The sequence below is a fragment of the Rhodoferax saidenbachensis genome (assembly GCF_031457975.1).
GTDB lineage: Bacteria > Pseudomonadota > Gammaproteobacteria > Burkholderiales > Burkholderiaceae_C > Allorhodoferax > Allorhodoferax saidenbachensis_A.
This window is the reverse complement of sequence record NZ_JAVDXO010000003.1, coordinates 239,545-265,253: the sequence shown is the minus strand read 5'-3', so window position 1 is coordinate 265,253 and position 25,709 is coordinate 239,545. Positions and strand designations below refer to the sequence as shown.

Annotated in this window: 30 protein-coding genes and 1 pseudogene; 19 read left to right on the top strand and 12 right to left on the bottom strand. The window is 61.1% G+C overall.

Annotated elements, in window-relative coordinates; translation table 11 throughout:
• Window positions 1–5: 5 nt before the first annotated feature.
• Window positions 6–1,100: a chorismate synthase gene (gene aroC, locus J2X15_RS09280; RefSeq protein WP_310341822.1), complete on the bottom strand. Its 1,095-nt coding sequence runs from the start codon at window positions 1,098–1,100 to the stop codon at window positions 6–8.
• A gap of 126 nt (window positions 1,101–1,226) precedes the next feature.
• On the opposite strand from aroC, the gene J2X15_RS09275 reads away from it, so the two are divergent.
• Window positions 1,227–1,649 carry a cupin domain-containing protein gene (locus J2X15_RS09275; RefSeq protein ID WP_310341820.1) on the top strand — a complete coding sequence of 141 codons (423 nt, stop codon included), beginning with the start codon at window positions 1,227–1,229 and terminating at the stop codon, window positions 1,647–1,649.
• A gap of 6 nt (window positions 1,650–1,655) precedes the next feature.
• On the opposite strand, the gene J2X15_RS09270 is transcribed toward J2X15_RS09275, so the two are convergent.
• Window positions 1,656–2,312 carry a glutathione S-transferase gene (locus J2X15_RS09270; protein WP_310341818.1) on the bottom strand — a complete coding sequence of 219 codons (657 nt, stop codon included), beginning with the start codon at window positions 2,310–2,312 and terminating at the stop codon, window positions 1,656–1,658.
• Between the two features lie 146 nt (window positions 2,313–2,458).
• Between J2X15_RS09270 and J2X15_RS09265 the strand changes: the two genes are divergently transcribed.
• Window positions 2,459–3,676 (top strand): polyhydroxyalkanoate depolymerase, encoded by a 1,218-nt coding sequence (locus J2X15_RS09265; protein WP_310341815.1) that lies wholly within the window; start codon window positions 2,459–2,461, stop codon window positions 3,674–3,676.
• A 22-nt stretch (window positions 3,677–3,698) separates the two neighbouring features.
• Here J2X15_RS09265 and J2X15_RS09260 read toward each other — a convergent pair whose 3' ends face one another.
• Window positions 3,699–4,163 (bottom strand): CBS domain-containing protein, encoded by a 465-nt coding sequence (locus J2X15_RS09260; RefSeq protein ID WP_310341813.1) that lies wholly within the window; start codon window positions 4,161–4,163, stop codon window positions 3,699–3,701.
• Window positions 4,164–4,253: 90 nt separating this feature from the next.
• Here J2X15_RS09260 and J2X15_RS09255 point away from each other — a divergent pair, with 90 nt between their 5' ends.
• From J2X15_RS09255 to J2X15_RS09245, 3 genes and pseudogenes are all read left to right on the top strand, one after another.
• Window positions 4,254–5,567 carry an O-acetylhomoserine aminocarboxypropyltransferase gene (locus J2X15_RS09255; protein WP_310341810.1) on the top strand — a complete coding sequence of 438 codons (1,314 nt, stop codon included), beginning with the start codon at window positions 4,254–4,256 and terminating at the stop codon, window positions 5,565–5,567.
• 2 nt (window positions 5,568–5,569) lie between these two features.
• Window positions 5,570–6,391, top strand: coding sequence for an alpha/beta fold hydrolase (locus tag J2X15_RS09250; protein ID WP_310341807.1), 822 nt, complete (start codon window positions 5,570–5,572; stop codon window positions 6,389–6,391).
• A 3-nt stretch (window positions 6,392–6,394) separates the two neighbouring features.
• Window positions 6,395–6,637: pseudogene (locus J2X15_RS09245) on the top strand (Mpo1-like protein); the annotation flags it as partial.
• A 25-nt stretch (window positions 6,638–6,662) separates the two neighbouring features.
• Here the strand turns inward: J2X15_RS09245 and J2X15_RS09240 are convergent.
• The 7 genes from J2X15_RS09240 to J2X15_RS09210 all read right to left on the bottom strand — a co-directional run bounded on the left by J2X15_RS09240 (window position 6,663) and on the right by J2X15_RS09210 (window position 12,389).
• Window positions 6,663–7,064 carry a hypothetical protein gene (locus tag J2X15_RS09240; protein WP_310341806.1) on the bottom strand — a complete coding sequence of 134 codons (402 nt, stop codon included), beginning with the start codon at window positions 7,062–7,064 and terminating at the stop codon, window positions 6,663–6,665.
• 963 nt (window positions 7,065–8,027) lie between these two features.
• Window positions 8,028–8,303 carry a hypothetical protein gene (locus J2X15_RS09235; RefSeq protein ID WP_310341803.1) on the bottom strand — a complete coding sequence of 92 codons (276 nt, stop codon included), beginning with the start codon at window positions 8,301–8,303 and terminating at the stop codon, window positions 8,028–8,030.
• Window positions 8,304–8,552: 249 nt separating this feature from the next.
• The gene (locus J2X15_RS09230; RefSeq protein ID WP_310341800.1) at window positions 8,553–9,017 is read right to left on the bottom strand and encodes a hypothetical protein; all 465 of its coding nucleotides are present in this window, start codon (window positions 9,015–9,017) and stop codon (window positions 8,553–8,555) included.
• A 263-nt stretch (window positions 9,018–9,280) separates the two neighbouring features.
• Entirely contained in the window at window positions 9,281–9,568 is a 288-nt protein-coding gene (locus J2X15_RS09225; RefSeq protein WP_310341799.1) for a barstar family protein, read from the bottom strand.
• A 268-nt stretch (window positions 9,569–9,836) separates the two neighbouring features.
• Entirely contained in the window at window positions 9,837–10,250 is a 414-nt protein-coding gene (locus J2X15_RS09220) for a hypothetical protein (protein ID WP_310341798.1), read from the bottom strand.
• Window positions 10,251–10,348: 98 nt separating this feature from the next.
• Window positions 10,349–11,572, bottom strand: coding sequence for a YhjD/YihY/BrkB family envelope integrity protein (locus tag J2X15_RS09215; RefSeq protein WP_310341797.1), 1,224 nt, complete (start codon window positions 11,570–11,572; stop codon window positions 10,349–10,351).
• A gap of 16 nt (window positions 11,573–11,588) precedes the next feature.
• Window positions 11,589–12,389 carry a substrate-binding periplasmic protein gene (locus J2X15_RS09210; RefSeq protein ID WP_310341794.1) on the bottom strand — a complete coding sequence of 267 codons (801 nt, stop codon included), beginning with the start codon at window positions 12,387–12,389 and terminating at the stop codon, window positions 11,589–11,591.
• 112 nt (window positions 12,390–12,501) lie between these two features.
• Here J2X15_RS09210 and J2X15_RS09205 point away from each other — a divergent pair, with 112 nt between their 5' ends.
• From J2X15_RS09205 to J2X15_RS09180, 6 genes are read left to right on the top strand one after another with little or no spacing between them, the layout of a single operon-like run.
• Entirely contained in the window at window positions 12,502–12,915 is a 414-nt protein-coding gene (locus J2X15_RS09205; RefSeq protein WP_310341792.1) for a DUF2069 domain-containing protein, read from the top strand.
• Window positions 12,912–14,342, top strand: coding sequence for an FAD-binding oxidoreductase (locus J2X15_RS09200; RefSeq protein WP_310341791.1), 1,431 nt, complete (start codon window positions 12,912–12,914; stop codon window positions 14,340–14,342). Before J2X15_RS09205 ends, J2X15_RS09200 begins: the two co-directional genes overlap by 4 nt.
• A 20-nt stretch (window positions 14,343–14,362) precedes the next feature.
• The gene (locus J2X15_RS09195) at window positions 14,363–15,523 is read left to right on the top strand and encodes an MFS transporter (RefSeq protein WP_310341790.1); all 1,161 of its coding nucleotides are present in this window, start codon (window positions 14,363–14,365) and stop codon (window positions 15,521–15,523) included.
• A gap of 25 nt (window positions 15,524–15,548) precedes the next feature.
• Window positions 15,549–16,397 carry a thymidylate synthase gene (locus J2X15_RS09190; protein ID WP_310341787.1) on the top strand — a complete coding sequence of 283 codons (849 nt, stop codon included), beginning with the start codon at window positions 15,549–15,551 and terminating at the stop codon, window positions 16,395–16,397.
• 3 nt (window positions 16,398–16,400) lie between these two features.
• Complete coding sequence (locus J2X15_RS09185) at window positions 16,401–16,910, top strand: dihydrofolate reductase (RefSeq protein ID WP_310341786.1); 510 nt, start codon at window positions 16,401–16,403, stop codon at window positions 16,908–16,910.
• 11 nt (window positions 16,911–16,921) lie between these two features.
• Window positions 16,922–17,521: a DUF4337 domain-containing protein gene (locus J2X15_RS09180; RefSeq protein ID WP_310341785.1), complete on the top strand. Its 600-nt coding sequence runs from the start codon at window positions 16,922–16,924 to the stop codon at window positions 17,519–17,521.
• Window positions 17,522–17,554: 33 nt separating this feature from the next.
• On the opposite strand, the gene J2X15_RS09175 is transcribed toward J2X15_RS09180, so the two are convergent.
• A complete protein-coding gene (locus J2X15_RS09175; RefSeq protein ID WP_310341782.1) occupies window positions 17,555–17,767 on the bottom strand; it encodes a glycine zipper 2TM domain-containing protein in 213 nt (70 codons plus the stop codon).
• Between the two features lie 194 nt (window positions 17,768–17,961).
• On the opposite strand from J2X15_RS09175, the gene J2X15_RS09170 reads away from it, so the two are divergent.
• Window positions 17,962–18,372, top strand: a complete 411-nt coding sequence (locus J2X15_RS09170; protein WP_310341779.1) for a response regulator transcription factor — start codon at window positions 17,962–17,964, stop codon at window positions 18,370–18,372.
• Between the two features lie 5 nt (window positions 18,373–18,377).
• On the opposite strand, the gene J2X15_RS09165 is transcribed toward J2X15_RS09170, so the two are convergent.
• Window positions 18,378–19,013 carry a response regulator gene (locus J2X15_RS09165; RefSeq protein ID WP_310341776.1) on the bottom strand — a complete coding sequence of 212 codons (636 nt, stop codon included), beginning with the start codon at window positions 19,011–19,013 and terminating at the stop codon, window positions 18,378–18,380.
• A gap of 56 nt (window positions 19,014–19,069) precedes the next feature.
• On the opposite strand from J2X15_RS09165, the gene J2X15_RS09160 reads away from it, so the two are divergent.
• The 7 genes from J2X15_RS09160 to J2X15_RS09130 all read left to right on the top strand — a co-directional run bounded on the left by J2X15_RS09160 (window position 19,070) and on the right by J2X15_RS09130 (window position 25,694).
• Window positions 19,070–20,431: a CHASE3 domain-containing protein gene (locus J2X15_RS09160; RefSeq protein ID WP_310341774.1), complete on the top strand. Its 1,362-nt coding sequence runs from the start codon at window positions 19,070–19,072 to the stop codon at window positions 20,429–20,431.
• Between the two features lie 187 nt (window positions 20,432–20,618).
• A complete protein-coding gene (locus tag J2X15_RS09155) occupies window positions 20,619–20,783 on the top strand; it encodes a DUF1328 domain-containing protein (protein ID WP_310342125.1) in 165 nt (54 codons plus the stop codon).
• Window positions 20,784–20,786: 3 nt separating this feature from the next.
• Window positions 20,787–21,167: a hypothetical protein gene (locus tag J2X15_RS09150; RefSeq protein WP_310341773.1), complete on the top strand. Its 381-nt coding sequence runs from the start codon at window positions 20,787–20,789 to the stop codon at window positions 21,165–21,167.
• Window positions 21,164–21,520 (top strand): hypothetical protein, encoded by a 357-nt coding sequence (locus J2X15_RS09145; protein WP_310341772.1) that lies wholly within the window; start codon window positions 21,164–21,166, stop codon window positions 21,518–21,520. Before J2X15_RS09150 ends, J2X15_RS09145 begins: the two co-directional genes overlap by 4 nt.
• Before the next feature lie 84 nt (window positions 21,521–21,604).
• Window positions 21,605–21,919, top strand: coding sequence for a BON domain-containing protein (locus tag J2X15_RS09140; protein WP_310341771.1), 315 nt, complete (start codon window positions 21,605–21,607; stop codon window positions 21,917–21,919).
• Between the two features lie 52 nt (window positions 21,920–21,971).
• Window positions 21,972–22,196, top strand: a complete 225-nt coding sequence (locus J2X15_RS09135; RefSeq protein WP_310341768.1) for a CsbD family protein — start codon at window positions 21,972–21,974, stop codon at window positions 22,194–22,196.
• A gap of 81 nt (window positions 22,197–22,277) precedes the next feature.
• Complete coding sequence (locus J2X15_RS09130) at window positions 22,278–25,694, top strand: EAL domain-containing protein (protein WP_310341766.1); 3,417 nt, start codon at window positions 22,278–22,280, stop codon at window positions 25,692–25,694.
• Window positions 25,695–25,709: the final 15 nt, after the last annotated feature.

Sequence of the window (25,709 nt, the reverse complement as noted above, 5' to 3'; positions counted from 1 at the left end):
GGCGCTTAGATGCTTGCCGCGATCGGTGTGAGCGCAGGCACCACATCTCCACACTGCGCACGGTGGCGCAGCACATGGTCCATCACCACCAGGGCCAGCATGGCCTCGGCAATCGGCGTGGCACGTATGCCCACGCAGGGGTCGTGCCGGCCTTTGGTAATCACTTCGGTGGCGTTGCCCTGCACATCGATCGAGTCACGCGGCGTGATGATGGAGCTGGTGGGTTTGATGGCGATGCTCACCTCCAGATCTTGCCCGGTGGTGATGCCGCCCAGCACACCGCCAGCGTTGTTGCTGGCAAAGCCGTTGGGCGTGAGGCTGTCGCCATGCGTGGTGCCACGCTGGATCACACTGCCAAAGCCGGCACCAATTTCCACGCCCTTCACGGCGTTGATGCCCATCATGGCGTAGGCGATGTCAGAGTCCATCTTGTCGAACAGAGGCTCGCCCAGGCCCACCGGCACGTTGGAGGCACTCACGCGGATGCGTGCACCGCACGAATCGCCGGCCTTGCGCAGCGCGTCCATGTAGTCCTCCAGCGCCTGCACATCGGCCACCGGGGCGAAGAATGGGTTGTGGGGCACATGGTCCCAGCTCTCGAACGCAATGGGCAACTCGCCAATCTGCGTCATGCAGCCGCGAAACTCGGTGCCGAATTTTTCCTTCAGCCATTTCTTGGCCACCGCACCGGCCGCCACCATGGGTGCGGTCAGGCGCGCGCTCGAGCGGCCACCGCCGCGCGGGTCGCGGATGCCGTATTTCTGGAAATAGGTGTAGTCGGCGTGTCCTGGGCGAAAGGTCTCCAGGATGTTGCCGTAGTCCTTGCTGCGCTGGTCGGTGTTCTGGATCAACAGCGCGATCGGCGTGCCCGTGGTCTTGCCCTGGTAGACGCCGCTGAGGATCTGCACCGCATCGGGCTCATTGCGCTGTGTCACGTGGCGGCTGGTGCCGGGGCGGCGGCGGTCCAGGTCGCCCTGGATGTCGGCCTCGCTGAGTTCCATGCCGGGGGGGCAGCCGTCAATCACGCAGCCAATGGCTGGGCCGTGGGATTCACCAAAGTTGGTGACGGTGAAGAGGTGTCCGAAGGTGTTGCCGCTCATAGTGCTGGGATTATCCCAGACACCGCCACCTCGGCCGCTCACACGGGCATGGGCTGGAACACTTTATGCATGATGCTGCAGCGCACCATTTCAGTGTTTTTCTGCCGTCTGAACCAGGAGTGAGCCATGCTAGACCGCGCCATCACGCAGTTTTCTCACGTCAAACCCGAAGACACACAATTTGTATCGGGCGGTTTGCGCGATTTCTTCTTGTACCGCGACCTGGGCATTGCCGAGGCGACGCACGGCAAGGTGATCGCGCACCTGGTGAAGGCCAATATGGCACCAGAGACAGGCACGGGATGGCACCGACATGAGGCAGATTTTCAGATCATCATCATGACCAAGGGCTGGGCCAAGTTCATGTACGAAGACAAGGAAACGCTGGTGCAGGCGGGCGACGTGGTGCACCAGCGCCCGGGTATTCGCCATTTCCTGTTCGACTACTCGCCTGATATGGAGTACCTGGAGATCGTGTCGCCGGCAGATTTCAAGTCGATTGACGTGGACCCGGTGTGCGCAGTGCCCGCGCCCACCCCTTGGGTCTGAAAAGGCCTAGAACTCGGCGTCCAGCTCGTCGATTTCTTCGGGCTCGGCCTTGGCGGCCGCCACCCATTCCTGCATGGCGGGCAGCGCCATGATGCGTTTGCAATACGCGGCTGCTTCCTTGTTCAGGGCCACGTCGTAGGTCAGAAACCGCGTGACCACCGGGGCGTACATAGCATCGGCCAGGCAAGGCTGCTTGCCAAACAAATACGGGCCACCGTAATTTTGCAGGCAGTCTTTCCAGATGGCCAGCACGCGGTCGATATCGGCCTGCGCGCGGGACCAGATCTTGAACTTGGGAAAATGCGCCTTGAGGTTCATAGGCAGCGAACCGCGCATGGAGGCAAAGCCCGAGTGCATTTCCCCACATACCGCACGGCAGTGCGCACGGGCGCGCACATCACCAGGTAACAGGTGGGCCTTGGGTTTGATCTCATGCAGATACTCGCCAATGGCCATGGTGTCCCACACGGTCACGCCGTCGTGCTGGAGAAACGGCACCAGCATGCTGCTGGAGAGCAACAGCATCTCGGCCTTCATCGCCGGGTCGTCCGGGGAAATAACCTTCTCTGTGAATTCCAGCCCCGACAGCTTGACCATGAGCCAGCCACGCAGCGCCCAGGCACCATAGTTTTTGCTGCTGATCGTGAGAACCGCTTTGGCCATGGAAAATCTTTCAACGGAGATCGGTGGTTGGGCACGTGCAAGGGTTGTGCCAATACGGGCCATCATGGCATGCCCAGCGCGGGTTGGCGCGCAAATTGCCTGCAATGGGTCCATATGGGCTATGCCCTCACACGGACAGGACCACCATGCTCTACCAAGCCTACCAAAGTCAGTCTGATTTCACCTCGCCACTGCGCCTGCTGGCCCAGGGCTTGGGCGCGTCCCTCTGGATGAACCAGACCGAGGGCAGCGCGCTGCGCAAGATGGCGGCCGGTATGGAGGTACTCTCCCGCCTGCGACTGACCCACTCGCGCCCGGCGTATGGCATTGACAGCGTGAAAGTGGGCGAACGCGACATTCCTGTGACCGAAGAGGCTGTACTGACCATGCCCTTTGGCACCCTGCTGCACTTTCAAAAGCAGGAGGCTATGGCCGAACCCCAGCCCAAGGTGCTGCTGGTGGCGCCCATGTCCGGCCACTTCGCCACGCTGCTGCGCGAGACCGCACGCACCCTGCTGCAAGACCACGACGTCTACATCACAGACTGGCACAACGCCCGCGACGTCTCGCTAAGCCATGGGGCCTTCGGGTTGGACGACTATATCGACCACATGATTCGCTTCGCCCAGACCATTGGGCCCGGCACCCATGTGATTGCGGTGTGCCAACCCTGCGTGGCGGCCCTGGCCGCTACCGCCCTGATGGCCGAAGACGACGACCCAGCCCAACCACGCAGCCTGACGCTGATGGCGGGCCCCGTGGACTGCCGCGTGAACCCCACCGAAGTCAACAAACTGGCGGTCAGCAAACCGATCGACTGGTTCGAGAAAAACCTGGTCAGCCATGTGCCCCTGCCACACAAGGGCTATATGCGTCGCGTCTACCCGGGGTTTGTGCAACTCAGCGCATTTTTGAGCATGAACCTGGACCGCCACAAGCAGTCCTTCAAAGACCTGTACCAGCACCTCGTGAATGGGGATGTGGAGAAGGCCAACATCATCCGCGTGTTCTACGACGAGTACCTGGCGGTGAACGACCTGCCAGCAGAGTTTTACCTGGAGACAGTGGAAAAAGTCTTCCAGACCTACGACCTGCCCCTGGGTAAGCTCACCTACAAGGACCGCATCGTCAACCCGGCGGCCATCCGCCGCACAGCGTTAATGACGGTGGAGGGAGAACGCGATGACATCTGCGCAGTGGGCCAGACGGTGGCTGCGCAAGACCTGTGCACCAGCCTTCGCCCTCATAAGAAAACACACCATGTGCAAACCGGTGTGGGGCACTATGGTGTGTTCAGCGGCCGCAAGTGGAACCAGCAGATTTACCCGCGGGTGCGGGACATGATCCACGCCAGCGAGGGCTGACCCCCGCCAACGCAACCCGGGTTCAGGTGTTTTCCTGTTCGGGCTTTTCGTCACCCTCGGGCCAATCGCGGATGTAGGCCTTGAGCATCTTGTTTTCAAAGTTCTGGCTGTCCACCACGGCCTTGGCCACGTCGTAGAAGCTGACCACACCCATGAGCATGCGGTTGTCGATGACCGGCATGTAGCGCGCATGGCGCTCCAGCATCATGCGGCGCACCTCGTCCATCTCGGTTTCCATGGTGCAGGTCAGCGGGCCGGGGTCCATGGCGCGGTAGACGGTGGTGGTGCCGAAGCTGCCACCGTTTTTCACGACAGCCTGGATCACTTCGCGGAAGGTCAGCATGCCCACCACCAGGCCATGCGCAATCACCACCAGCGAACCAATGTCTTTCTCGGCCATCAGTTGGGCTGCATCGGACAGCGTGTCTTCTGGCGTGGTGGTGTAAAGCGTGCCGCCTTTGACGCGCAGAATATCGCTGACTTTCATGGTGCTTCCTCGTGACACTTCGGTTGGGGCAATGGCCCAAATATAGCCCACAATCTCGGCGATTCATCCCCTTCTGTGACGGAGAAACCTATGGCTGGCTACGCCGACCCTGGCTTTGACACCCTGGCCCTGCACGCAGGTGCATCGCCCGACCCCACCACCGGCGCGCGCGCCGTGCCCATCCACCTGACCACCTCGTTTGTGTTCGAGTCCAGCGAGCACGCACAGTCGCTGTTCAACCTGGAGCGGGCGGGCCACGTCTACAGCCGCATCAGCAACCCCACCAATGCCGTGTTTGAGCAGCGCATGGCTGCATTGGAAGGCGGCATTGGCGCCATTGCGACCTCAAGCGGCCAGGCCGCGCTGCACTTGGCGGTAGCCACCCTGATGGGCGCAGGTGGGCACATTGTGGCCAGCACCGCGCTCTATGGCGGCTCGCAAAACCTGTTGCACTACACACTGCGCCGCTTTGGCATCGACACCACCTTTGTGAAGCCCGGCGATGTAGACGGCTGGCGCGCCGCCGTGCGGCCCAACACGCGCCTGTTTTTTGGCGAAACCGTGGGTAACCCCGGGCTGGACGTGCTGGACACGCCCACCATTGCCCAGATCGCGCACGAGGCGGGTGTTCCGCTGCTGGTGGACTCCACCCTCACCTCGCCCTGGCTGGTGCAGCCGTTCACGCAGGGAGCCGATCTGGTCTACCACTCGGCCACCAAGTTCCTCAGCGGCCACGGCACGGTGATTGGTGGCGTGGTGGTGGACGGTGGCAGCTTTGACTGGGCCCGCGCCCATGCGGCCAGCGGCAAATTCTCTGAACTGGCCGCGCCCTACGAGGGCTTTCACAACATGAACTTTAGCGAGGAAAGCACCGTGGGCGCCTTCCTGCTGCGCGCGCGCCGCGAAGGCCTGCGCGACTTTGGCGCCTGCATGAGCCCGCATACCGCTTGGCTGATCCTGCAGGGCATCGAAACCCTGAGCCTGCGCATGGCGCGCCACATCAGCAACACAGAGAAGGTGGTGCAGTTCCTGGCCAGCCAGCCCTTTGTCGGCCGCGTGGGCCACCCTCTACTGGAAAGCCACCCCAGCCACGTGCTGGCGCAAAAGCTCCTACCCAAAGGCGCAGGCTCGGTGTTCAGTTTTGACCTGAAGGGCAACCGCGAGCAGGGCAAGAAGTTCATCGAGGCGCTCAAGGTCTTCAGCCACCTGGCCAATGTGGGCGACTGCCGCAGCCTGGTGATCCACCCGGCCAGCACCACCCACTTCCGCATGAGTGACGAAGCGCTGGCCGGAGCCGGCATCGCCCAGGGCACGATCCGCCTGTCGATCGGGCTAGAAGACCCAGATGACTTGATTGACGACCTGAAGCGCGCCCTCAAAGCGGCAGAGAAAGCGGGAGCCTGACCATGGAACTGCTCGTCAACGGCGCCACCACCTACTGCTACACCGGCGGCAAGCCCTTCGATGCCACCAAGCCCACCGTGGTCTTCATCCACGGCGTGCTCAACGACCACAGCGTCTGGATTTTGCAAAGCCGCTACCTGGCCCACCATGGCTACAACGTGCTGGCCGTGGACCTGCCGGGCCATTGCCGCAGTGGTGGCGAGGCACCGTCGTCCGTGGAAGAAGCCGCAGATTTCATCGTCGCGCTGCTGGACGCCGCCGGTATTGAGAAAACCGCGCTGGTGGGCCACAGCTGGGGCTCGCTGATTGCCCTGGAAGCCGCGAGCCGCCTGGGCACCCGCGCCACCCACCTGGTGCTGGTGGGCACGGCCTACCCCATGAAGGTATCGCCCGCGCTGTTGGAGACTTCGCTGAACGAACCCGACAAGGCGTTGACCATGATCAACGTGTTCTCGCGCAGCACGCTGGCCGCCCCTCCGTCGGCACTAGGGCCGGGCACCTGGGTCTATGGCAGCAGCATGGCACTGGGCCGGCGCGTACTGGCCAGCAATGCGGCGGTGAACGTGTTCCACCGCGGCTTCTCTGCCTGCAACAACTACGCGCATGGCGAAGAAGCGATGGCACAGGTGCAGTGCCCCGTGCTGTTTGTTCTGGGCGCACAGGACCAGATGACCACGCCCAAGGCCGCGCAGCCCCTGCTGGCCGCTGCACGCCAGCGCGCTGCCCGCACCGAGCTGGCCACCCTGCCCGTGGGCCACCACCAGATGACCGAGGCGCCAGAGCAAACCCTATCCGCCATGCGACAGTTTTTGGCCAGTACCTAGGGCAACCGCACTTGCCGCCTGCACTTTGTGGGCTCCACGCTCATGCTGGTGTGCCTGACCATGCTGCTGGCCACCGACAAGCCGCAGTACTTGCTGTACGGCCTGCTGTGCGGCTACGGCTTTGCCTGGGTCAGCCACTTTGGTTTTGAGAAAAACAAGCCCGCCAGCTTCAAGCGCCCGCTCTACAGCTTTATGGGCGACTGGTGCATGTACCGGGATATTTGGACCGGGAAAATCAGGTTTTGAGCCGGACACTCGGGCACACCAGAGGCTACCTAAAGTAGGTAACTCCATGCACCTTATAAAAAACCACTTCGTTCGCACAATACCCTGCACTGATTGTTTGCCCGACAGTTCGATCCAACATTTGGGCGTGTTCAGTCATGACGCAATTGCTGCTAGGCTTTCCGCTACAAGCCGGAGCAATAAAGTGCCAAGATTGTTCTTGAATATAGAACGATGACCCGGCGCGTCGAAGTGTGCCCACAAGTGTTTTGGTGGCAGCCTGTTGGCTCTGGCATTGAATGCTTGGATTGCTTTGTGGGGCTGAGGTAATGGTGAAAAGCCACAAGGGAATAGTCAAACCAATTACGACCACCACGCCAAAGCCAGCAAGACCTAGAACAGTCCCAATATTCGCTTTTCTCAATTTTTCAAGCACGTGGGAACCCATATTTGGCGAATACTTTAAGTGAAGAGCACTTGGTGATTATTTTTATCCACGCTGCGAAGTTAAAAAGTCGGTGTTTTGAAAGCCTGCTTTCGCTGTCTAGCGGGGACGCAAAAAGACTGGCTGCAGACATTCAAGTTGTTCAAAAACAGTCGTTAACGTAAACGCACCTGGCAACCGCTGCGAGACGCGACCGTAGGAAGCGGATGCTCGAGGGCGTCCGTGTTGACGGACATGTTAAGGCGCATCTTTGCTCCTACAAATCGTGGGCGCAACCTTTTCCGGAAAGCCTAGACATTTCCAGCTAACCGCACTGCCGGAAATTGTGGGCGAAAGCATAAAGACAACGGCAGGGTCCTCGCCTACGACAACTATTACCCCGTCGTTGGTCACCAAGCCAGCACGAGCACGTCCCGAGGGCGAAAATTCCAGCCCTCGCCCAGAACCTTCAAGGGCCCCGAGTTTGGCCGCTCTTGCTTCGACTTCACTACGCAAGCCGGAGCCAGCCAAAAGGACCTCGCTGGCACGAGCTCGGTCGGTGTAGCACTGATACGCGGGGACAAATACTGCGATGGGAAAGGACGCAAAAAGCACTAGGCCCACAAGCGCAATCAGGTCGTATAGCGACCGCCCTACGATTGCTGCTGCTCTCCGAACGGACTGCACGGGGGCATTGACGACGTGATTGGACCAAAGAACCAAGCAGACAGACACGGCAGTGGTGATGTACTCAACGTAGTACGGACCGCGATTGCAGGGCTGGTAGAAGAGAAGAACCAACCCGATAAGAGTGAGCGTGGCGGTTAGTGACCAGTGTGCGCCTGCCAGGGGCCTCGCCTTCTTCAGCGCTTGTTGAAAACTAGTCATGCGATTTAACGTTTGTCGTGAGTGGACCACAACGGCACACTCTGATGTGAAGAGTTGCAGGAGCGCGTCCTGCCGTTGTGGGTCCAATTGACGAACCTTTTACACATTGCTTTTCGCTAGGACGGCGACGCCCAATATCGCCAAAGCCAAACCGAGCACACCCAGCAAGCCGCCGCCAACATACCCACCGGCATGCTCCCCAAAAATCCCAAAAAGAAGGTCAAAAATGTCAAGCTGAGGCGGCATAAAGAACGGCCATTTTGCATAGGTCAATCCGTAGTACGAGCCAGCCAGAAAATATGCGCCAAATGCAATCAAGCCAAATGCAGCGCCTATCGGTGAACCACCGTTATTCGAGTCAACTTGTTCAGGCATTCGTTAGGTGTTCCACGAATAATGGGTAGAAGATTAATCGGAATCGTTTCAAAATTAAGTCTTGTCGCGGGATGTCCGCATCCGCTGCGAAGCTGGGGCGCTTCCAGACTGACAGCAGACTATCGCGGCGCTCCGAAGCGGTCGTTAACGTAGAGCTAACCGGCGCTGCGCGGCTTCATCGCGCAGCGTCCAGAGAGCGAAGCGAACGGGGTTGAGCGCCGGGTTAGGCTGAGCTGTGTACATTTGCCGTTAGCGTGGCCAGTAGCTAGACGGTAAGACCATCGTTGCTGGAGTACTGGGATGGGTTAACAATGGCATCAAGCTTCGCTCAAGGCGATTGTTTGGAAGGTGTTTCCGAATAAGCATCATCGTACTGGCTGTAACTTCATAACCATCGGTCAACTCTTGTGGAACGACCCAGCTCATGGCTCGCTCCATCTCATTCGTAATCATCGATGCAAAACGTGCATGCTCTGGGCTTTCAGGGGCATTTCCTTTTAGCCCGAATAGCGTTTTAGCAATGTCCAAAAGCTGATCAGGATTCGCATCAAAGTGCGGATCTAGAGAATACACAATTAGCACAGGATGATCTTCTGTTCCTGCATTGAACAACAGTTTGTTGGCCTGTACGATAGCCCCCCAAACAACAGAGCCCGAATTCAGTAGCGCTTTTTGATCTACATAAATAAGTCGAAGCTCATCGTTTGAAGTCATCCATCTTGGCGGTGCACTTTTATGCCGAACGTATTGGACCAATTTGGCTAGCTTTGATCTGTTGTAGAAGTTGTTTCTTGATGAGTTTATGAATGAGTACATCTTGAGTCCTACGGCGAGTGGCCTAACGTTCGACGTAAGGGGCGGCCCGCTTGCGGGACGTCCCCTTGACGGAGGGGTTAGGCGGCTGGCCGATGGAGAAGGCGATCTCACAGGCGGCCTGAAGCCCAAGAGGCTGTGCGCTGCCGAAGCTTGAGAAGTGGCTACTCATAGATGACGCTTGAAGCAGACTGGGGATACCGGTTGGTCATTTCAACAAGGCAGGACCGCATGAGTTCTGCATCGCGCGGCAACCTTTGCTGAAATTCAAACCAGCCAAGAAGTCGAAGGGTTTCAGGCATCTCCACCAACCCGGTGATTGAATCCCAAAAGGCATCCCAATTGCAGCCATACCAACCAGGAAACCCCAAGGCATCGCGAAGCGTCTCATGAAGCCCGACTGAATTCTCCACTTCGCGGAGATCAACCTCGACTGATTTCACCCGGGACATAGCAGTTGCCGCTTAACGTAATTTATACCGCAAAGCACTGCGGTATAACGTGGGAGTGTGGTCTATAAAAAATGGCATTTTTTCATATCCAGTCTGCGTGAGCTGCTCTCATAAAAATAGCGACAAACACCGCAGTCTTCACCCTCGATTTTGACCACTCAGCTGGACTCTGAATATCCCCCGGGTGATTTCTTGGATGTCGGCTTCCGCCGCATATCGGCTGTCCATCCTACCTGCTTGGTGTGCCAGTCCAGAATGTCCGCTACCCTTAAAGCTTGACGTTAGTGCGAAGCAACGCTGTTCTCAATTCGCGGCTAGCTGGTTTTGAAACATCCACGCCCTGAACCGCGAGGTCGAACGGTGAGCCTGGCCTGATGCTGGTTGGGAGTATTTTTTTAACAGGATTCGCAGTGGGGTACTTGCCATCAGCGGGACACATGCGAACGGAAAACCCGAATTCGTCGAGTACACCTTTCGCATACAACTCTGCCAATTGCTGAAACGACACGAATGTTGAACGTTTCACTTCTTTAACCCCTAGCTCGCGGATGCCACGAACGATCTCGAATTTGCCAAGTGAGTCTCGTTGGGTATTCGTAAAGGGATGCAGCAATAACGCCACACGAAGTCCCCCCTTTGGGGACGCCAGCGTGTGCTCGACGCCGATATCAGTTAACAGCATGTTGTTTTCCTTGTGATTCAATACGCCACAGCTGGTCCAACCACATCGGACTCCATCACACCCCGAAGACGCAAGAGACCAACGCAAATCAATCGCTACTATTTTTGTAGCGCCTCGCGCAGTGTTGTCGAGGGCCAGCGGCCGATTTTCCATAAATTCTCGGTCACCGCGTCGGGCGACAGCAGCAGTGCCCGCATCACCGGCTCCAGCACCGCCGTGTCTGGGTCGGCCAGCAGCACATAGCGCGACAAGGCATCAGGGCCTGCCGCCTCGTTGAGCTGGCCCACCCAATCCAGTTCCACCAGCTGGCGCAGTACAGGTTCCAGCCGCAGCGGGTCCACCTGCAGCGCCGTGCGCAGCTGGGTCACGGTCAGGCCCTTGTCGCCAGCCTGGCGCGCCAGTTCCAGCTGTTGCAGGGTTTCCAGTGCCAGCTGAAACTGCCAGCCGTGTGCCAGCTTGCGGCGCGGCACACCGGCCAGCAGGCTGGGCACATAGGCCGTCAGCGCCGCGCCCAGCAGCACAATGACCCAGGCCACATAGATCCAGACCAGCAGAATGGGCACCGTGGCAAAGGCACCGTACACCACCGAATACGTGGGTACCTTGCTCAAGTACAAGGCCAGCCCCTTGCGCGCCAGCTCGATACCCGCCGCCACAAACAGCCCGCCCATCCAGGCATGGCCCCAGCGCACCTGGGTGTTGGGCACGTAATGGAACATTGCCGCCGTGCCTGCCGCCACCAGCACAAACTGCAGGCTGTCAAACAGCACACTCACACCACCGGGCAGCCCACCCACCACACCCTTGGAGGCCGATACGGCGTACGACGTCATGGTCAGGCTGGCGCCCAGCAGCAGCGGCCCCAGCGTGATGGCGGCCCAGTAGATGAGCACCCGCTGCGCAAACGGGCGCGGCTTGCGCACACGCCAGATGCTGTTGAGCGTGCGATCAATCGTGAAGATCAGCGCTAGCGCCGTGCCCAGCAGCACCGCCAGGCCCGCCACGCCCAGGCGGCTGGCCTTGCCGGCAAACTGGTTCAGGTAGCCCAGCACCTGGCGGGCAATGCTGTCAGGCACCAGGCTTTCGATCAGCCACTTCTGCAGCACGTCCTGGAACTTGGCGAACATGGGAAAGGCCGTGAAGATGGCCAGCGCCACGGTGATGAACGGCACCAGCGCAATGGTGGTGGTGAAGGTCAGGCTGCTGGCGGTCAGGCCCAGGCGGTCTTCGCGGAAGCGCTCACGCAGCGTGATGGCGGCGTCGCGCCAGGGGATGCTGGCCACGTCGTGCAGCCAGGGTTTGAGGCGTTCTATCAGTTGCATCCCGCCATCATGCCACCTACTTCTCGACCATCTGAGGTTGGGATTTCCACTTCTGAAAACTCTTGCGAATCAGCTCGTCCAGCACGCCGCTTTTCTTCAGCAGGGCCAGGCGCGCGTCGATTTGCTCCAGCTTGTCCGCGCACTTGCCATTGCGCGTGAGCACCATGAAGTTGGGGGTGTCCACCAGAAACGGCTCCTTGACCACGAAGCGCTCTTCGTCCCCACGCTTGAGCAGCAGCGCCATGCCGGTGTAATAGCCTGTGATGAAGTAGTCGATACGGCCCAGTGCCAGCTTCTCGAAATTGCTCTCCGGGCTGTTGGACTCCTGGACATTGAGCTTCTCCTTGAGATACTCGTCCACCCCGCCGCCAAACACATTGCCACGGGTGATGCCACCGCGCAGCCCCACCAGATCGGCCCGGTCCTTGAATTCAAACGGACGCTCGCGCGCGCCAAACACCGCCACGGGGTTGGAAAGGGCTGGCGTCTTGGGGTACAACAAAAAGGCTTCTCGCTCTGGCGTTTTCTTCAGAGTGGCAACCATGTCCACCTCGCCACGCTCGGCCAACGACATGATCCGCGGAAACGGCCCCAGGTAACGCACCTCGTAGGGGATCTTCAGCTCGGTCAGCACCCGCTTGGCAATTTCAATGCTGGCGCCTTGCAGGGTTTCGCCGTCATACCAGTGCATGGGCGGGTAGGCCGGGTCTGCGGTGAGGACCAGGCGGGTGCACTCCGCCTGCGCGCCCAGCGCCAGCCATGCAAAAGCACCACCCGCTGCCCACTGTTGCCAGTGCCTAGACCGTTGGAATGCCATGTCAGTGCTCCACGCCCAAGGGGACAGAGTCAGCCTAGCGTGAACGCCATGCCCCCGCAAGAGGGGAAAGCCGGGCAGCTTCGGCCATTTGTCTTAAGCTATGCGGTTGACTATGACAGCAACACCCCTTCCCCTCTCCGTCCTCCCCGCGCGTTCCGTTCAACTGAGCCGCTGGCTCGCCGTGGCCACCACCCTGGGGCTCATCGCCCTGGGCCTGGCCTGGGAGCTGGCGCTCGCCCCCGTTCGCCCCGGGGGCTCCTGGCTGGCACTCAAGGTGCTGCCCCTGTGCATCCCGCTGGCGGGGCTGCTGAAAAACCGCATGTACACCTACCGCTGGGTCAGCCTGGTGGTGTGGCTGTACTTCACCGAAGGCGTGGTGCGCGCCTGGGGCGACCGCGCCCCCGGCAACTGGCTGGCGGGCCTGGAGGTGCTGCTGTGCCTGGTGCTGTTTGTGGCCTGTACCGTCTACATTCGCCTGCGCCTCAAAGCGGGCAAGGTTTTGGCAGCGGAGGCAACCACCCCATGAATACCCACACCACGCTTTTGGTCACCCTGCGCGGCATCGTGGGTGACGCCCATGTGCTGACCGAGGGTGACCTCACCGCCTACGAGCAAGATTGGCGCAAACGCGAGCGCGGCAAAGCCCTGGCCGTGGTGCGCCCCAGCACCACCGCCGAAGTAGCCGCCGTGGTGAAAGCCTGCGCCGCCACGGGCGTGAGCATCGTGCCCCAAGGCGGCAACACCGGCATGGTGGTGGGCTCCATCCCCGATGCATCGGGCCAGCAAGTGGTGTTGAGCCTGCAGCGCTTGGCACAGATCCGACAGCTGGACGCGGCCAACCTGACCGTCACCGTCGAATCTGGCTGCATCTTGCAAACGCTACAAGAGGCCTGTGAGAAAGAAGGCTTTCTGTTCCCCCTAAGCCTGGCCGCCGAGGGCAGCTGCACCATAGGCGGCAACCTGTCCACCAACGCGGGCGGTACCCAGGTAGTGCGCTACGGCAACACGCGCGAACTCTGCCTGGGCCTGGAAGTGGTGACCGCGCAAGGCGAGATCTGGAACGGCCTGACCGGCCTGCGCAAAGACAACACCGGCTACGACCTTCGCCACCTGTTCATCGGTGCCGAGGGCACGCTGGGCATCATCACCGCGGCCACCCTGCGCATCTACCCGCTGCCCGCCACCCAGCTCACGGCATTTGCCGCCGTGCCATCGCTGGAAGCCGCAGTGGCGCTGCTGGGCTTGGCCCACAAGCACCTGAACGCGGGCCTCACCGGCTTTGAGGTCATGGGCGCATTTGCGCTGGGCCTAGTGCGCAAACATTTCCCCCAGCAAAACGTACCGTTTCAGACGGGGCCTGACGTCCCCCCCTACTGCGTGGTGCTCGAGAACTCGGACCATGAATCGGAGAGCCATGCACGGGGCCAGTTTGAACGCCTGCTGGAGGCCGCTCTGGAGCAAGGCTGTGTGCTGGACGCCGTGGTGGCAGAGAACCTGGCCCAGGCCCGGGCCCTGTGGCACATCCGCGAGAGCATTCCGCTGGCACAGGCGCAAGAGGGGCTGAACATCAAGCACGACATCTCGATTGCGGTGTCGCGCATTCCGGCCTTTGTGCAAGAAACCGATGCGCTGCTGGAACAGCACTTTCGCGGCGCGCGCCTGGTCAACTACGGCCACCTGGGCGATGGCAACCTGCACTACAACGTGCAAGCGCCCGTCGGCACCGATGCCGAGGCCTTTTTGCGTGACCAGGAAGGCCCCATCAACGCCCTGGTGTACGACGTGGTGGACCGCTACAACGGCTCCATATCGGCCGAGCACGGCATTGGCAGCTTGAAGCGCGACAAGCTGGAACACCACAAATCCCCCGTGGCCCTGAACGCCATGCGCGCCATCAAACTGGCGCTGGACCCTCACAACCTGCTCAACCCCGGCCGGGTGTTGAAGCTCTGATTTTTTGTTGAGGACCTGCGTTGGCCCATCTCGTACTGCTCGGCATCGTCTACATCTCCTTCATCAGCCTGGGCCTGCCCGACGGTATTTTGGGTGTGGCCTGGCCCGCCATCCGGGCCGACATGGGTCAACCTCTGGCGGCGGTGGGCATGATCACCATCACCATGACGGTGTGCTCGGCCACCTCCAGCTTCTTCGCCGGGGCTATCGTCAAACGCATAGGTACGGGCGCCGTGGTGGCCACCAGTTGCCTGATGACGGCACTGGCGCTGGTGGGGTTTTCGTATGCACCCTCATTCCTGTGGCTGGTGGCACTGGGTGTGCCCTTGGGCCTGGGCGCCGGCGCGGTAGACGCCAGCCTGAACCACTTTGTGGCAGCGCACTATTCTTCGCGCCACATGAACTGGCTGCATGGCTTCTGGGGCGTGGGAGCCACTACCGGGCCGCTGATCATGGGCCTGGCGCTGGCCAGCCGTGGGGGCTGGGAAAGCGGCGCCCGCGCCATTGGTTTTGTCCAGCTCACACTCGCTGTGGTGCTGTGGCTCACGCTGTCGCTGTGGTCCCAAGAGCACTCCAAGCCGCCGGCGGAAGAAGGTGAACACGGCAAGCCCACCACGTTCAAGCCACTGCGTACCCGCGCGCTGTGGCTGGCCCCGCTGTGCTTTCTGTTGTATGTGGCCGCCGAGATGGGCACCGGCCTGTGGGCAGCCAGTATTCTGGTGGGCAGCCGCGGCATGTCCCCCGTGAACGCCGGGCTGTGGGTGTCGGTGTACTTTGGCTCGATCACCGCGGGCCGATTTGGCGTAGGCTTGGTGGCCAACCGCCTAGGCAACCGCCGGCTGATCCGCCTGGGCATTGCCGTGGCCACGGTGGGTGCCCTAGTGTTTGCGTCGCATAGCCTGCTGGGCACCGCATCGCTGGCCGGGCTGGTGCTCATGGGCCTGGGCTGTGCGCCCGTGTTCCCGTCCATGATGCACGAGACCGTGCGCCGCTTTCCCGATGACGTCGCCCGCACCGTGATCGGCCGCCAGATGACCTTCGCCTACATCGGAGGTTCCGTCGTGCCAGCTGCCTTTGGGCTGCTGGCCACTTGGGCCGGCTTGGCTGCGGTGATGCCGGTGGTCGTGGTGGTGTTGATTACCATGCTGGCACTCACGGCCACCCTCGACCGCCTTACTTGAGCCCCCTCCCCCTAAAATCCGCACCATGACCAGCACCACGCCCCAGCGCCCTGTGCGCAGCCAGTACGAAGATTTCATGCGCCACGTGTTCACCACGGGCGTGCACAAGGCCGACCGCACCGGCACCGGCACGAAAAGCGTGTTTGGCTACCAGATGCGCTTTGACCTGAACGAAGGCTTTCCGTTGGTCACCACCAAGAAGGTGCACCTGCGCTCCATCATCCAGGAGCTGCTGTGGTTCCTGACCGGGTCAAGTAATAACAACTGGCTCAAAGAACGCGGCGTGAGCATCTGGGACGAGTGGGCGAATCCCGAGACCGGCGACCTGGGCCCGGTGTACGGCGTGCAGTGGCGCAGCTGGCCCACGCCAGATGGCGGCCATATCGACCAAATTGCCGATGTCATCAAAACGCTGAAGACCAACCCCGACAGCCGCCGCATTATCGTCAGCGCGTGGAACGTGGCCGAGCTCAACAAGATGGCGCTGATGCCTTGCCATGCGTTCTTCCAGTTCTATGTGGCGCCAGCAGAGACCGAGGGTGGCAAGGGCAAGCTGAGTTGCCAGCTGTACCAGCGCAGCGCCGACATCTTTCTCGGCGTGCCCTTCAACATCGCCAGCTACGCGCTGCTGACGCACATGGTGGCGCAGCAGTGTGATCTGGACGTGGGCGACTTCATCTGGACCGGCGGCGACTGCCACATCTACAGCAACCACCACGAGCAGGTGGAGCTGCAGCTAAGCCGCGCGCCCATGGCCTATCCCACCCTGAACATCAAGCGCAAGCCGGACAGCATCTTCGATTACGAGTATGAGGACTTCGAGGTGCTGGGCTATGAGAGCCACCCCGCCATCAAAGCGCCGGTAGCGGTCTGAGCCATGACAACCACCAGCCCCACAGGCCCGCGCCTGCACCTGATCTACGCCCGTGCGGCCAATGGCGTCATTGGCGTGAACGGCACCCTGCCCTGGCATTTGCCCGAAGACCTGGCGCACTTCAAGCGCACCACGCTGGGCTGCCCCGTCATCATGGGGCGCAAGACCTGGGACTCGCTGCCTCCCAAGTTTCGCCCGCTGCCCGGCCGCAGCAACATCGTCGTCACGCGCCAGGCAAATTGGCGCGAAAACGGCGCCCAGCCCGTGCAGGATATGCGTGAGGCGCTACAACTTTGTGAGCAATCTCCAGATGTCTGGATCATTGGTGGCGCACAGCTCTATGCACTGACGGAGCCGCTAGCGACCACGGCGGTGGTAACCGAGATTGAAAAAGACTTTGAAGGCGACGCCTTCGCCCCCACGCTGGGTACCGCGTGGCGAGAAACCGCGCGCGAGCGCCATGTGGCGGCCAGCGGCCTGCCGTTCAGCTTTGTAACTTACACACGCATTTAGGAGATTGATCAATGTCAGGTGATGGTTTTCACGTCCACGGCCCCCACGACCACGAGCTGGAGCACGCCACCCAGGGCGGCCACGGGGCGCATGACAGCGGCAAGTCCGGCGGCATGATCAACCAGATCGCCATGTTCACGGCCATCATTGCCACCGTGGGCGCCATCTTTTCTTACATGGGTGGTGCCACGCAGGCCAATGCAGGCCTCTACAAGAACAACGCTGCACTGAAGAAGACCGAGGCCTCGAACCAATGGAATTTCTTCCAGGCCAAGAGCACCAAGCAGTCATTGGCCGAACTGGCCATGAACCTATCGCCCGAGGCTGGCAAAGCCGCCTACCAGGCCAAGGTGGAGCGCTACGAAAAAGAAAAAGGGGAGATCAAGCTGGTGGCCGAAAAGCTGGAAGCCGAAGCCACCGAGTGGGACCACCAAAGCGATGAGCAGATGCACCTGCACCACCGCTGGGCGCAGGCCACCACGGTGCTACAGGTGGCCATTGCGTTGGCGGCAATTGCCCTGTTGACCAAAAAGAAATGGCTGGAGTACGCCATGTTTGGTGTGGGCTCCTTGGGCGTGCTGGTGGGCGCGCTGGCGGCACTGCACATCTGAGTGCAGCGGCGCCTTGCGCGCCGTGCAAATTTACTACTTGCCCATTTCGTGGCCGATCACGCCACCGGCTGCGGCGCCGGCTGCGGTGCCCAAAGCACCACCGCCGACGACAGCACCGGCTACGCCACCAATGACGGCGCCGGTAGCGGTGCTCTTCTCACGGCTGGTCATTCCCGCGCAGCCCGTGAGGCCCAGCAGGGTGACAGCAAGGATGGTGCTCGACAGGGTTGCGGATACGTTTTTCATGGTGTGAACCTCTTTGAATCGACATCGGCGATGTCTGATGCCTAAAGTATCGAAAATGCGGCCGACTGCCGCTAGCAGACGGAGCCGCCAATCTTTGTAGGACTGGTCCGACACCAAATAGAGCGCCTCGCCCATGGAAAATGCGCACAGATAAGTGCACACTATCTACTAATCGCTGAGACCCTCATTCCGCCATGCTCGCACTCAAGACTTTTCTCGTCGAAGACAGCCCCGTTATCCAGCAAAGCCTTGTCGCTACACTGGAAGAACTCACCCCTGTCAAAGTCATTGGCATGGCTGAAGACGAGTGGCATGCCACGCAGTGGCTTGCAGAGCCGGCGAACGATGTGCACCTGGTCATCGTGGATATTTTTCTCAAGCGCGGATCGGGTCTGGGTGTGCTGAAGGCCGCGCAACAACTGGGCCCAAAGTGCGCGATGGTGGTTTTGAGCAACTACGCCACCAAGGACATACGCGCCAAATGCCTGGCGCTGGGCGCCAAGCGGGTGTTTGACAAGTCAACAGAAATCGATGCCTTGATCCAGTACTGCAGCGAACTGGCCGAGGGCACCAACGCCACCGGCCCCGCTGCCCTGGGTGTATGAACCCGCTACTGGATCAGCCCGTTCTTCAAGCCGTAGTAGGTCAGGTCGCTGTTGGACTCCAGCCCCATCTTCTCCATCACGCGGGTGCGGTAGGTACTCACGGTCTTCATGCTCAGCGACATGCTGGTGGCAATGTGGCTCACCGTTTCGCCACGAGCCAGGCGCAGAAAGACCTGCATTTCGCGCTCCGACAATTGCTCATGCACCGGCTTGTCGCCGCCATCGCCGCCCAGCCCCTCGGCCAGCAACTCGGCCACACCGGGGGTGATGTATTTGCGCCCACGGTGCACCGTGCGGATAGCTTTGATGATGTCGGCGGGGTCGCAGTCCTTGTTCAGGTAGCCACTGGCGCCGTGGCGCAGCATGGTGGTGGCGTAATGCATCTCAGCAAAGCCGCTCAGGATCAGCACCGGCAGGTCCGGTGCGCGCGCCTTGATCGCCGCCAGCGCATCAATACCGCTGTGGTCGGGCATAGAGATGTCCATCACCATCACATCCACTTCGCCCCGGCGCACCACGTCCAGCGCCTCGCGCCCATTGACCGCCTCGGCGACCACGCAGAAGTCCTCCTCGTCCGAGAAGAACTGCCGCAGCCCGGCACGGACCATGGCATGGTCATCCACAATGGCAATTCGGATCATGGAGTGCAACAGAATTTCATGCTACATGATCCCATACTTTGCGGAACACCCCGCATATGAAGGTGCTCACCGTCATCCAACGCCACCCCGTGGTGCTTGCCTTGGCCTGTGTTACCGCGGCGGCCATGATCTTTGTGAGCGAGGGGTCGTACTCCCAGTCCACGGCGACGCTGGACAGCCTGACCGCCATGGGTGCGGCACGCACCCAGATCCAAATGCTGGAGCGCAGCATGCTGGATGCCGAAACCGGCCAGCGCGGCTTCCTGCTGACGCACCGTAAGGAATACCTGCAACCCTACGAAAAAGCCCTGCTGCGCATCGACGAGGCCTACCGCCACCTGGACGCCTATTACGGCGAAGACACCGAATCGCGCGACCTGCTCAAGCGCTTGCACGAACTGACTGAGACCAAACTGTCCGAGCTAGCGCTGACCCTGCAGCTCGATGAAAAAGGCAATGGCCAGGCAGGCACGGAAATTCTGCTAACCGACATTGGTCGTGAAAAAATGGACGCGGTGCGCGCCGTTTGCGCCGAGCTGCTGGCCTACCAGACCCAGAATGTGACGGCGCGCAGGGTCGAGCTGTTTCGCAGCCTGATGCTCGGGCGTATCGGGGTGGCGTTTCTCAGCCTTATCAGCCTGATGGCGCTGTTCTTTTACCTGCGCCAGTCGTTAGCGCTGAAGCTACAACAGCAAGAGCTGCAACGCGTGGTGCAACTGGAACGTGACCGCCTGGAGGTGGAAGTCATCCAGCGCACGACTGAACTCACCCAATTGGCACAGCATCTGCAAACCGCGCGCGAAGACGAACGCCAGCGCCTGGCGCGCGACCTGCACGACGATCTGGGTTCGCTGCTCACCTCGGCCAAGCTGGATGCGGCGCGCATCCGCTCGCGGCTGTCGTCACAGGGGCAGTCAGAAACCATGGAGCTGCTGGCCCATCTGGTGGGTACGCTGAACAGCGGCATCGCGCTGGGGCGGCGCATCATCGAAGACTTGCGGCCCTCTTCACTGAGCAACCTGGGCCTGGTAGCCGCGCTGGACATTCTGGTGCGTGAGTATGCCGACCATTCGGGCGTGGAGGTGCATTGCGATCTGGAGCCCGTGAACCTGCGCATCTCAGCCGAGCTGATGGTGTACCGCCTGGTGCAAGAGGCCATTACCAATATCACCAAGTACGCCCGCGCCAGCCACGTCTGGGTCAGACTAGTCACCCACGACGGCATGGTGGAAATCACCGTGCGCGACGACGGCGTTGGCTTTGACGCCAGCAGCAAGCCCACATCCGCTCACGGGCTGGTTGGCATGCGGTTTCGGGTAGAGGCCGAAGGCGGCACGCTGCGCCTGGTCTCCGCACCGGGCCAAGGCACCCGCATCCAGGCCCGCATTCCCGAGGCTGGCCCTACGACGTCGGCATAGCGCATCCCCAAGGGCTGTCAGCACAGTCCTACACGTTGTCACGACGTTTTCCCACACGCAGACGGCAAGCTGCCCTATCGCCTTCGCGCCCTTGGCAAGCCACACTGGACCCATCGCAATCCCACCCGTTTGCGCCACTGTGTTAACCGGACGAGCCTCCATGCTCGCCCTTCCCCAGGAGCCGAAAATGCTGCACTACGCCGTTGTCTTTTTTGTTATTGCCTTGATTGCCGCCGTGTTTGGTTTTGGTGGCATTGCCGCGAGCGCCGTGGGCATTGCCAAGATTCTGTTCATCGTCTTCCTGATTCTGGCGGTGGCCAGTTTCCTGTTCGGCCTGATCAAGGGAATTTGAGTGTTGCACCCCCTGCTTCTGTTGCTGTCCAGCCGGACCCAGTTGCTGGTGGAGCACGCCGAAGGCTATGCGGCGCTGGTCGCCGCCGAAGCGGGTGCAGCCTCCACCATCTGGAAGCGCAGCGCACTGCTCAATGCCGTGGCTTTGTGCACCTTCGGTACGGCAGCCGTGTTGGCCGGCGTGGCATTGATGCTCTGGGCTACAGTGCCACCCCAAAACATCCAGGCACCCTGGGCACTGTGGGTGGCCCCGCTGTTTCCCGCGGTCGTGGCGCTGGCGTGCACCTTGTGCGCACGGGTGCCATCCCATCCTGGGACCTTTAGCCAGCTGCGCCAACAGCTGAAGGCCGACATGGCCCTGTTGGCCGAGGTGAGCCAATCATGAGCACCAACGCCATTACCGCCGCAGCGGTTCGGTTGACTCTGTCACGCACCCGCTTGCGCCAGGCGCTGCACACGCATACCGACACGGCACCAACTGCTTGGCTATGGGGCCAGCACGCGGCGCCTGTCTGGATGGCGCGTTTGAAGGAATCACCCGAAGTACAAGCCCTGTGGGAGAAGGCCAAAACCCAGTTTCACACCCACCCGCTAGGTTGGTCGCTGGGCGTCGTGCTTGCCGCAGGGGTATTGGCCTGGAGTCGCCCCTGGCGCTGGATATTTCAGCCCGCTGTGGTCGCCAGCCTGCTGCCCTATCTGGTCAACAACTTGAGCGCGCGCGCACCGCCGCCGCCCTAGCCCTCCGTTCCGCCCACAGGCAGTGGGGCCCGTCACTGCTCTCGTTTCACACCATTTTTTTCTTTTTTTAACTGGAGATTCACCATGAACGTACGTACCACCCTCGCAATTGTTTTTACCTCTCTCGCGCTGCTGTTCACCGCAGGCTGCGCCGTCACCCGTGGACAAGAAACAGTGGGCGCCTATGTGGATGACACCGCAATCACCACGGCCGTTAAAAGCCGCTTTGTGGAGAACAAGACCGTGGACGCCGCAGCCATCAGCGTAGAGACGCTGAACGGCACCGTGATGCTGTCGGGCTTTGCCAAGAACACCAGCGAGAAGTTGACCGCCGAAACCATTGCCCGTGGCGTCAAGGGTGTCAAGGCCGTGAAGAACGAAATAGCCATCCGTCCCTGAGCGTTGGCACAGCCAACTCTCACCTCAGCAACCAATCTCCAAGGAGTCACTTATGAATTGGGATCGCATACAAGGTAACTGGAAACAGGCCACTGGCAAAGCCAAGGAACAGTGGGGCAAGCTGACCGACGATGACCTGGATGTCATCGCAGGCCGACGCGACCAGCTGGCCGGCAAAATCCAGGAACGCTACGGCGTCGCCAAGGACGAAGCCGAGAAGCAACTCGCCGCCTGGGAGCGCAAGGCCACTGACGCCTGGTTTTCCGACAAACCCTAAGTAGGGAAAGCCCTGCCCAAGCCCCGCACTCTGCCCTGAGTACGGGGCTTTCGCTCTTATGCCAACACGAGGCAACTGCGTATGGATCATTCATACCAACTGGGGCAGAATGGCCTGGTCACATATCAGGAATGGTGGGACTATTTGCATACACGCTCCAGCTTCGAGGCCAAGGTGCTCGCAGCCTTCATGGCGGCCGTGGTCGTGGTGTGCGTGCTGTGGGTCAGCACCTGGAAGCTGGCGGGCGACACGACTAACGCGCTGCGCCTGGTAGGCCATACCCACGAGGTCATCAGCACCCTGGCCCATATCCGTGGCGATACGCTGCAAGTGGAGCTCAGCACGCAGAACTTTCGCGTGACCGGCGACCCCGCCTTCCTGACCGAGCGCGACGCAACCATGGCACTGCGCGAAGCGGCACTGGCGCGGCTGCAGCGGCTCACCCTCGACAACGCCAGCCAACAAGAGCGTTGGGGCCAGCTGCGCGAGGTACTGGACCAGCGCATGGCCATTTCCAAACGCGTGGAATGGCTACGCAAGACCCAGGGCCAGGAGGCCGCCAACGCTTTTATCGCCATCTCTCCGCTAAAGGAAACCCGCGAACGCACCTACCGTTTGATCAGCCGCATGGAGGATACAGAAAACCTACTGCTGCAAGATCGTAGCGCGGCGCAGCTGCGCACGCAGCAGTTCATGCTGGCCGCGGGCGTCGCAGTGTCCCTGCTGCTGTTAACCGTGTTGGCGGGCAGCTATGTCTTGATCAAGCGCCAGCTGCGCGACACCGAGGCCAGCCACCGTACACTGAGCGCCAGCGAAGAAAGCCTGTCCATCACGCTGCACTCCATCGGTGACGCGGTGCTGGCCACCGACACCCGCGGGCGCATCACGCGGATGAACCCGGTGGCCGAACGCCTGACCGGTTGGACGCGGACCGAAGCACTGGGTCGACCGGTGGACGAAGTGTTCCAGATCGTCAACGAGATGACCCGTCTGCCAGCGCAAATTCCCGTGACCAAGGTGATTACGAGCGGCGAAGTGCAGGTGCTGGCCAACCACACGGCACTGATTTCCCGCGATGGCCGAGAGTGCCCGATTACCGACAGCGCAGCCCCCATCCGCGACAGCGATGGCCAGCTGGTAGGGGTGGTGCTGGTGTTCCGCGATGAAACCGTGGCCCGGCTGGCCCAGCACGCGGTGCGTGAACACAGTGCGCTGCTGGAGCAGCGCGTACAAGAGCGCACCGCGCAACTGCGCGAGAGCGAAGACCACCTGCGCAGCGTGATCAACAACGTGCCCGCGCTGATCGCCTTTGTGGACGCCCAGCAGCGCTACGTCTATGCCAACCAGCAGTACCAGCAGCGCTTTGCCCCTGAGCGTGCGGACCTCAGTGGTGACACAGTGCGTGAAATCCTGGGCGAGACGCGCTACGCCATCGCCGCCCCGTTGATTACCAAGGTGCTGCAGGGCGAGCCGCAGAACTACGACTGGCAGCCCTTCCCCGGTGTCTGGCAGCTGATCAGCTACATGCCCAAACGCGATGCGCAAGACCGAGTAACCGGCTACTACGTGCTGGGCTCCGACATTACCGAACGCAAATTGTCGGAAGAGAAGATCCAGGGCCTGTACACCGAGGTCGAGCAACGTGTGCGCGAACTTGAAACAGCCAGCCGCGCCCTACGCACCCTGAGCGCAGGCAACCGAACCATGCTGCGCGCCACAGACGAACAGGGTCTGCTGGACGGCATGTGCAACGCCATTGTGGAAGCCGGTGGCTATCCCATGGCGGTGGTTTGGTACGCAGACCCGAAGGATGCCGGGGCGCCACTGCAAGCCATGGCACAAAGCGGCTACCCGGCCGGCCTGGAAGGGCTGCGCCTGCACAAGGGCGCCCGCATCGACCACGGCCAGGACCGAGGTGTCGTGGTCACGGCCCTGCGCACAGGCCACACGCATGTAGACGAGGATCTGCGCAGTGAAGCGGGCTCCGTACCTTGGCAGGCTGGCCTGCACGGCCATGCACATGCGGTGGCTTGTCCGCTGCGTGTGGCAGATGTGGTGATGGGGGTCTTGGTGATCTACGGAGCCGAACCACCTCCCTTTGGCCAGGACGAAGTTACCCTGCTGACCGAATCGGCCGACGATCTGGCCTTTGGCATTGCCAACCTACGCGCCCGCGCCGAGCAGCAAAGGGTGAAGGATGCGATGCAGCGCCTGACCCACCATGATGCACTGACGGGACTGCCCAACGAGACCCAATTCACTGCCCTATTGATAGCGGCCATCGAAACTGCGACCCGGAGGCGTCAGCCCTTTGCCATGCTGCAAGCCAACATCGAACGACTCAGCGAAATCAACGACGCGCTGGGCTTTAGCCGGGGTGACCAGATGCTGCAGGAGTTTGGCGCCCGCATCAGGTCCGTCGCATCCCCATCCGCCAAGGTGGCCCGTCTGCGTGGTGACGAGTTTGCCATCCTATTGCCAGGTTGTGACGTAGGCGCCGCCCTGGCGATGGTGCGACGTCTGGAAGACGCGCTGGCGCGACCTTTTGCCATCGCCGACATTGGGCTGCATGTGTCCGCGCGCATTGGCGTCAGCCTGTTTCCCGCACACGGCACTACTCCCCACGACCTGTACCGGCATATGGACATTGCGGTCCACCAAGCCAAGAAAAAGGGAGTCCGCCATGTCGTATACGACCCCAGCCTGAACCACAACCAGTCGCACCACCTGAATATGGCCGGCGAGCTGCAGCGGGCGATTGAGGCGGGCGACCTGATGCTCTACGTGCAACCCAAAGTAGAGATTGCCACCCGACGCGTATGCGGCGTGGAAGGGTTGGTGCGCTGGCGCCATACCGAGCGCGGGATCATTCCCCCCGGCGAATTCATCGGTTTGGCCGAGCACACTGGCTTGATCAAACCACTGACCGAATGGGTGATCGAAAGCGGCGTGCGCCTGATCCAGTCCTGGCAGAAACAAGGCCATACCCTGCCCATCGCCGTCAACCTGTCCGCCCGCAACCTGCGCGACGAAAGCCTGCTGGACAAGATTCGCCAGTGGCAAACCCAGTGGGGCACGGCGGCCGGGTTGCTGGAAATGGAGATCACCGAGAGCGCGGTGATGGAAGACGCAGAGTTGGCTCTGCGCGTACTGCACGGGCTGCGCCTGGAGAGCATCACACTGTACCTGGACGACTTTGGCACCGGGTATTCATCACTCAGCTACCTGCAAAAGCTGCCCGTGTCCTACATCAAGATTGACCAGTCGTTTGTGGGCGACATGTCGCTGAACAACGACTCGGCCGTGATCGTGCGCTCCACCATCGACCTGGCCCACGACTTGGGTCACAAGACCGTAGCTGAAGGCGTGGAAACCCAGGCGCAATGGGACCAACTGGCCGGCTTTGGTTGCGACATAGCCCAGGGCTACTTCATCGCCCGCCCCATGCCAGCAGAAGACTTCCCGGCCTGGCTGGCGAACTACCAGGCGCAGGGTTGAATCCGTATCAGCGAT

Bases quoted from the DNA above. Each gene is read 5' to 3' on its own strand.
- aroC (WP_310341822.1), bottom strand. From the start codon at position 1,100: ATGAGCGGCAACACCTTCGGACACCTCTTCACCGTCACCAACTTTGGT.
- J2X15_RS09275 (WP_310341820.1), top strand. From the start codon at position 1,227: ATGCTAGACCGCGCCATCACGCAGTTTTCTCACGTCAAACCCGAAGAC.
- J2X15_RS09270 (WP_310341818.1), bottom strand. From the start codon at position 2,312: ATGGCCAAAGCGGTTCTCACGATCAGCAGCAAAAACTATGGTGCCTGG.
- J2X15_RS09265 (WP_310341815.1), top strand. From the start codon at position 2,459: ATGCTCTACCAAGCCTACCAAAGTCAGTCTGATTTCACCTCGCCACTG.
- J2X15_RS09260 (WP_310341813.1), bottom strand. From the start codon at position 4,163: ATGAAAGTCAGCGATATTCTGCGCGTCAAAGGCGGCACGCTTTACACC.
- J2X15_RS09255 (WP_310341810.1), top strand. From the start codon at position 4,254: ATGGCTGGCTACGCCGACCCTGGCTTTGACACCCTGGCCCTGCACGCA.
- J2X15_RS09250 (WP_310341807.1), top strand. From the start codon at position 5,570: ATGGAACTGCTCGTCAACGGCGCCACCACCTACTGCTACACCGGCGGC.
- J2X15_RS09240 (WP_310341806.1), bottom strand. From the start codon at position 7,064: ATGGGTTCCCACGTGCTTGAAAAATTGAGAAAAGCGAATATTGGGACT.
- J2X15_RS09235 (WP_310341803.1), bottom strand. From the start codon at position 8,303: ATGCCTGAACAAGTTGACTCGAATAACGGTGGTTCACCGATAGGCGCT.
- J2X15_RS09230 (WP_310341800.1), bottom strand. From the start codon at position 9,017: ATGACTTCAAACGATGAGCTTCGACTTATTTATGTAGATCAAAAAGCG.
- J2X15_RS09225 (WP_310341799.1), bottom strand. From the start codon at position 9,568: ATGTCCCGGGTGAAATCAGTCGAGGTTGATCTCCGCGAAGTGGAGAAT.
- J2X15_RS09220 (WP_310341798.1), bottom strand. From the start codon at position 10,250: ATGCTGTTAACTGATATCGGCGTCGAGCACACGCTGGCGTCCCCAAAG.
- J2X15_RS09215 (WP_310341797.1), bottom strand. From the start codon at position 11,572: ATGCAACTGATAGAACGCCTCAAACCCTGGCTGCACGACGTGGCCAGC.
- J2X15_RS09210 (WP_310341794.1), bottom strand. From the start codon at position 12,389: ATGGCATTCCAACGGTCTAGGCACTGGCAACAGTGGGCAGCGGGTGGT.
- J2X15_RS09205 (WP_310341792.1), top strand. From the start codon at position 12,502: ATGACAGCAACACCCCTTCCCCTCTCCGTCCTCCCCGCGCGTTCCGTT.
- J2X15_RS09200 (WP_310341791.1), top strand. From the start codon at position 12,912: ATGAATACCCACACCACGCTTTTGGTCACCCTGCGCGGCATCGTGGGT.
- J2X15_RS09190 (WP_310341787.1), top strand. From the start codon at position 15,549: ATGACCAGCACCACGCCCCAGCGCCCTGTGCGCAGCCAGTACGAAGAT.
- J2X15_RS09185 (WP_310341786.1), top strand. From the start codon at position 16,401: ATGACAACCACCAGCCCCACAGGCCCGCGCCTGCACCTGATCTACGCC.
- J2X15_RS09180 (WP_310341785.1), top strand. From the start codon at position 16,922: ATGTCAGGTGATGGTTTTCACGTCCACGGCCCCCACGACCACGAGCTG.
- J2X15_RS09175 (WP_310341782.1), bottom strand. From the start codon at position 17,767: ATGAAAAACGTATCCGCAACCCTGTCGAGCACCATCCTTGCTGTCACC.
- J2X15_RS09170 (WP_310341779.1), top strand. From the start codon at position 17,962: ATGCTCGCACTCAAGACTTTTCTCGTCGAAGACAGCCCCGTTATCCAG.
- J2X15_RS09165 (WP_310341776.1), bottom strand. From the start codon at position 19,013: ATGATCCGAATTGCCATTGTGGATGACCATGCCATGGTCCGTGCCGGG.
- J2X15_RS09160 (WP_310341774.1), top strand. From the start codon at position 19,070: ATGAAGGTGCTCACCGTCATCCAACGCCACCCCGTGGTGCTTGCCTTG.
- J2X15_RS09155 (WP_310342125.1), top strand. From the start codon at position 20,619: ATGCTGCACTACGCCGTTGTCTTTTTTGTTATTGCCTTGATTGCCGCC.
- J2X15_RS09145 (WP_310341772.1), top strand. From the start codon at position 21,164: ATGAGCACCAACGCCATTACCGCCGCAGCGGTTCGGTTGACTCTGTCA.
- J2X15_RS09140 (WP_310341771.1), top strand. From the start codon at position 21,605: ATGAACGTACGTACCACCCTCGCAATTGTTTTTACCTCTCTCGCGCTG.
- J2X15_RS09135 (WP_310341768.1), top strand. From the start codon at position 21,972: ATGAATTGGGATCGCATACAAGGTAACTGGAAACAGGCCACTGGCAAA.
- J2X15_RS09130 (WP_310341766.1), top strand. From the start codon at position 22,278: ATGGATCATTCATACCAACTGGGGCAGAATGGCCTGGTCACATATCAG.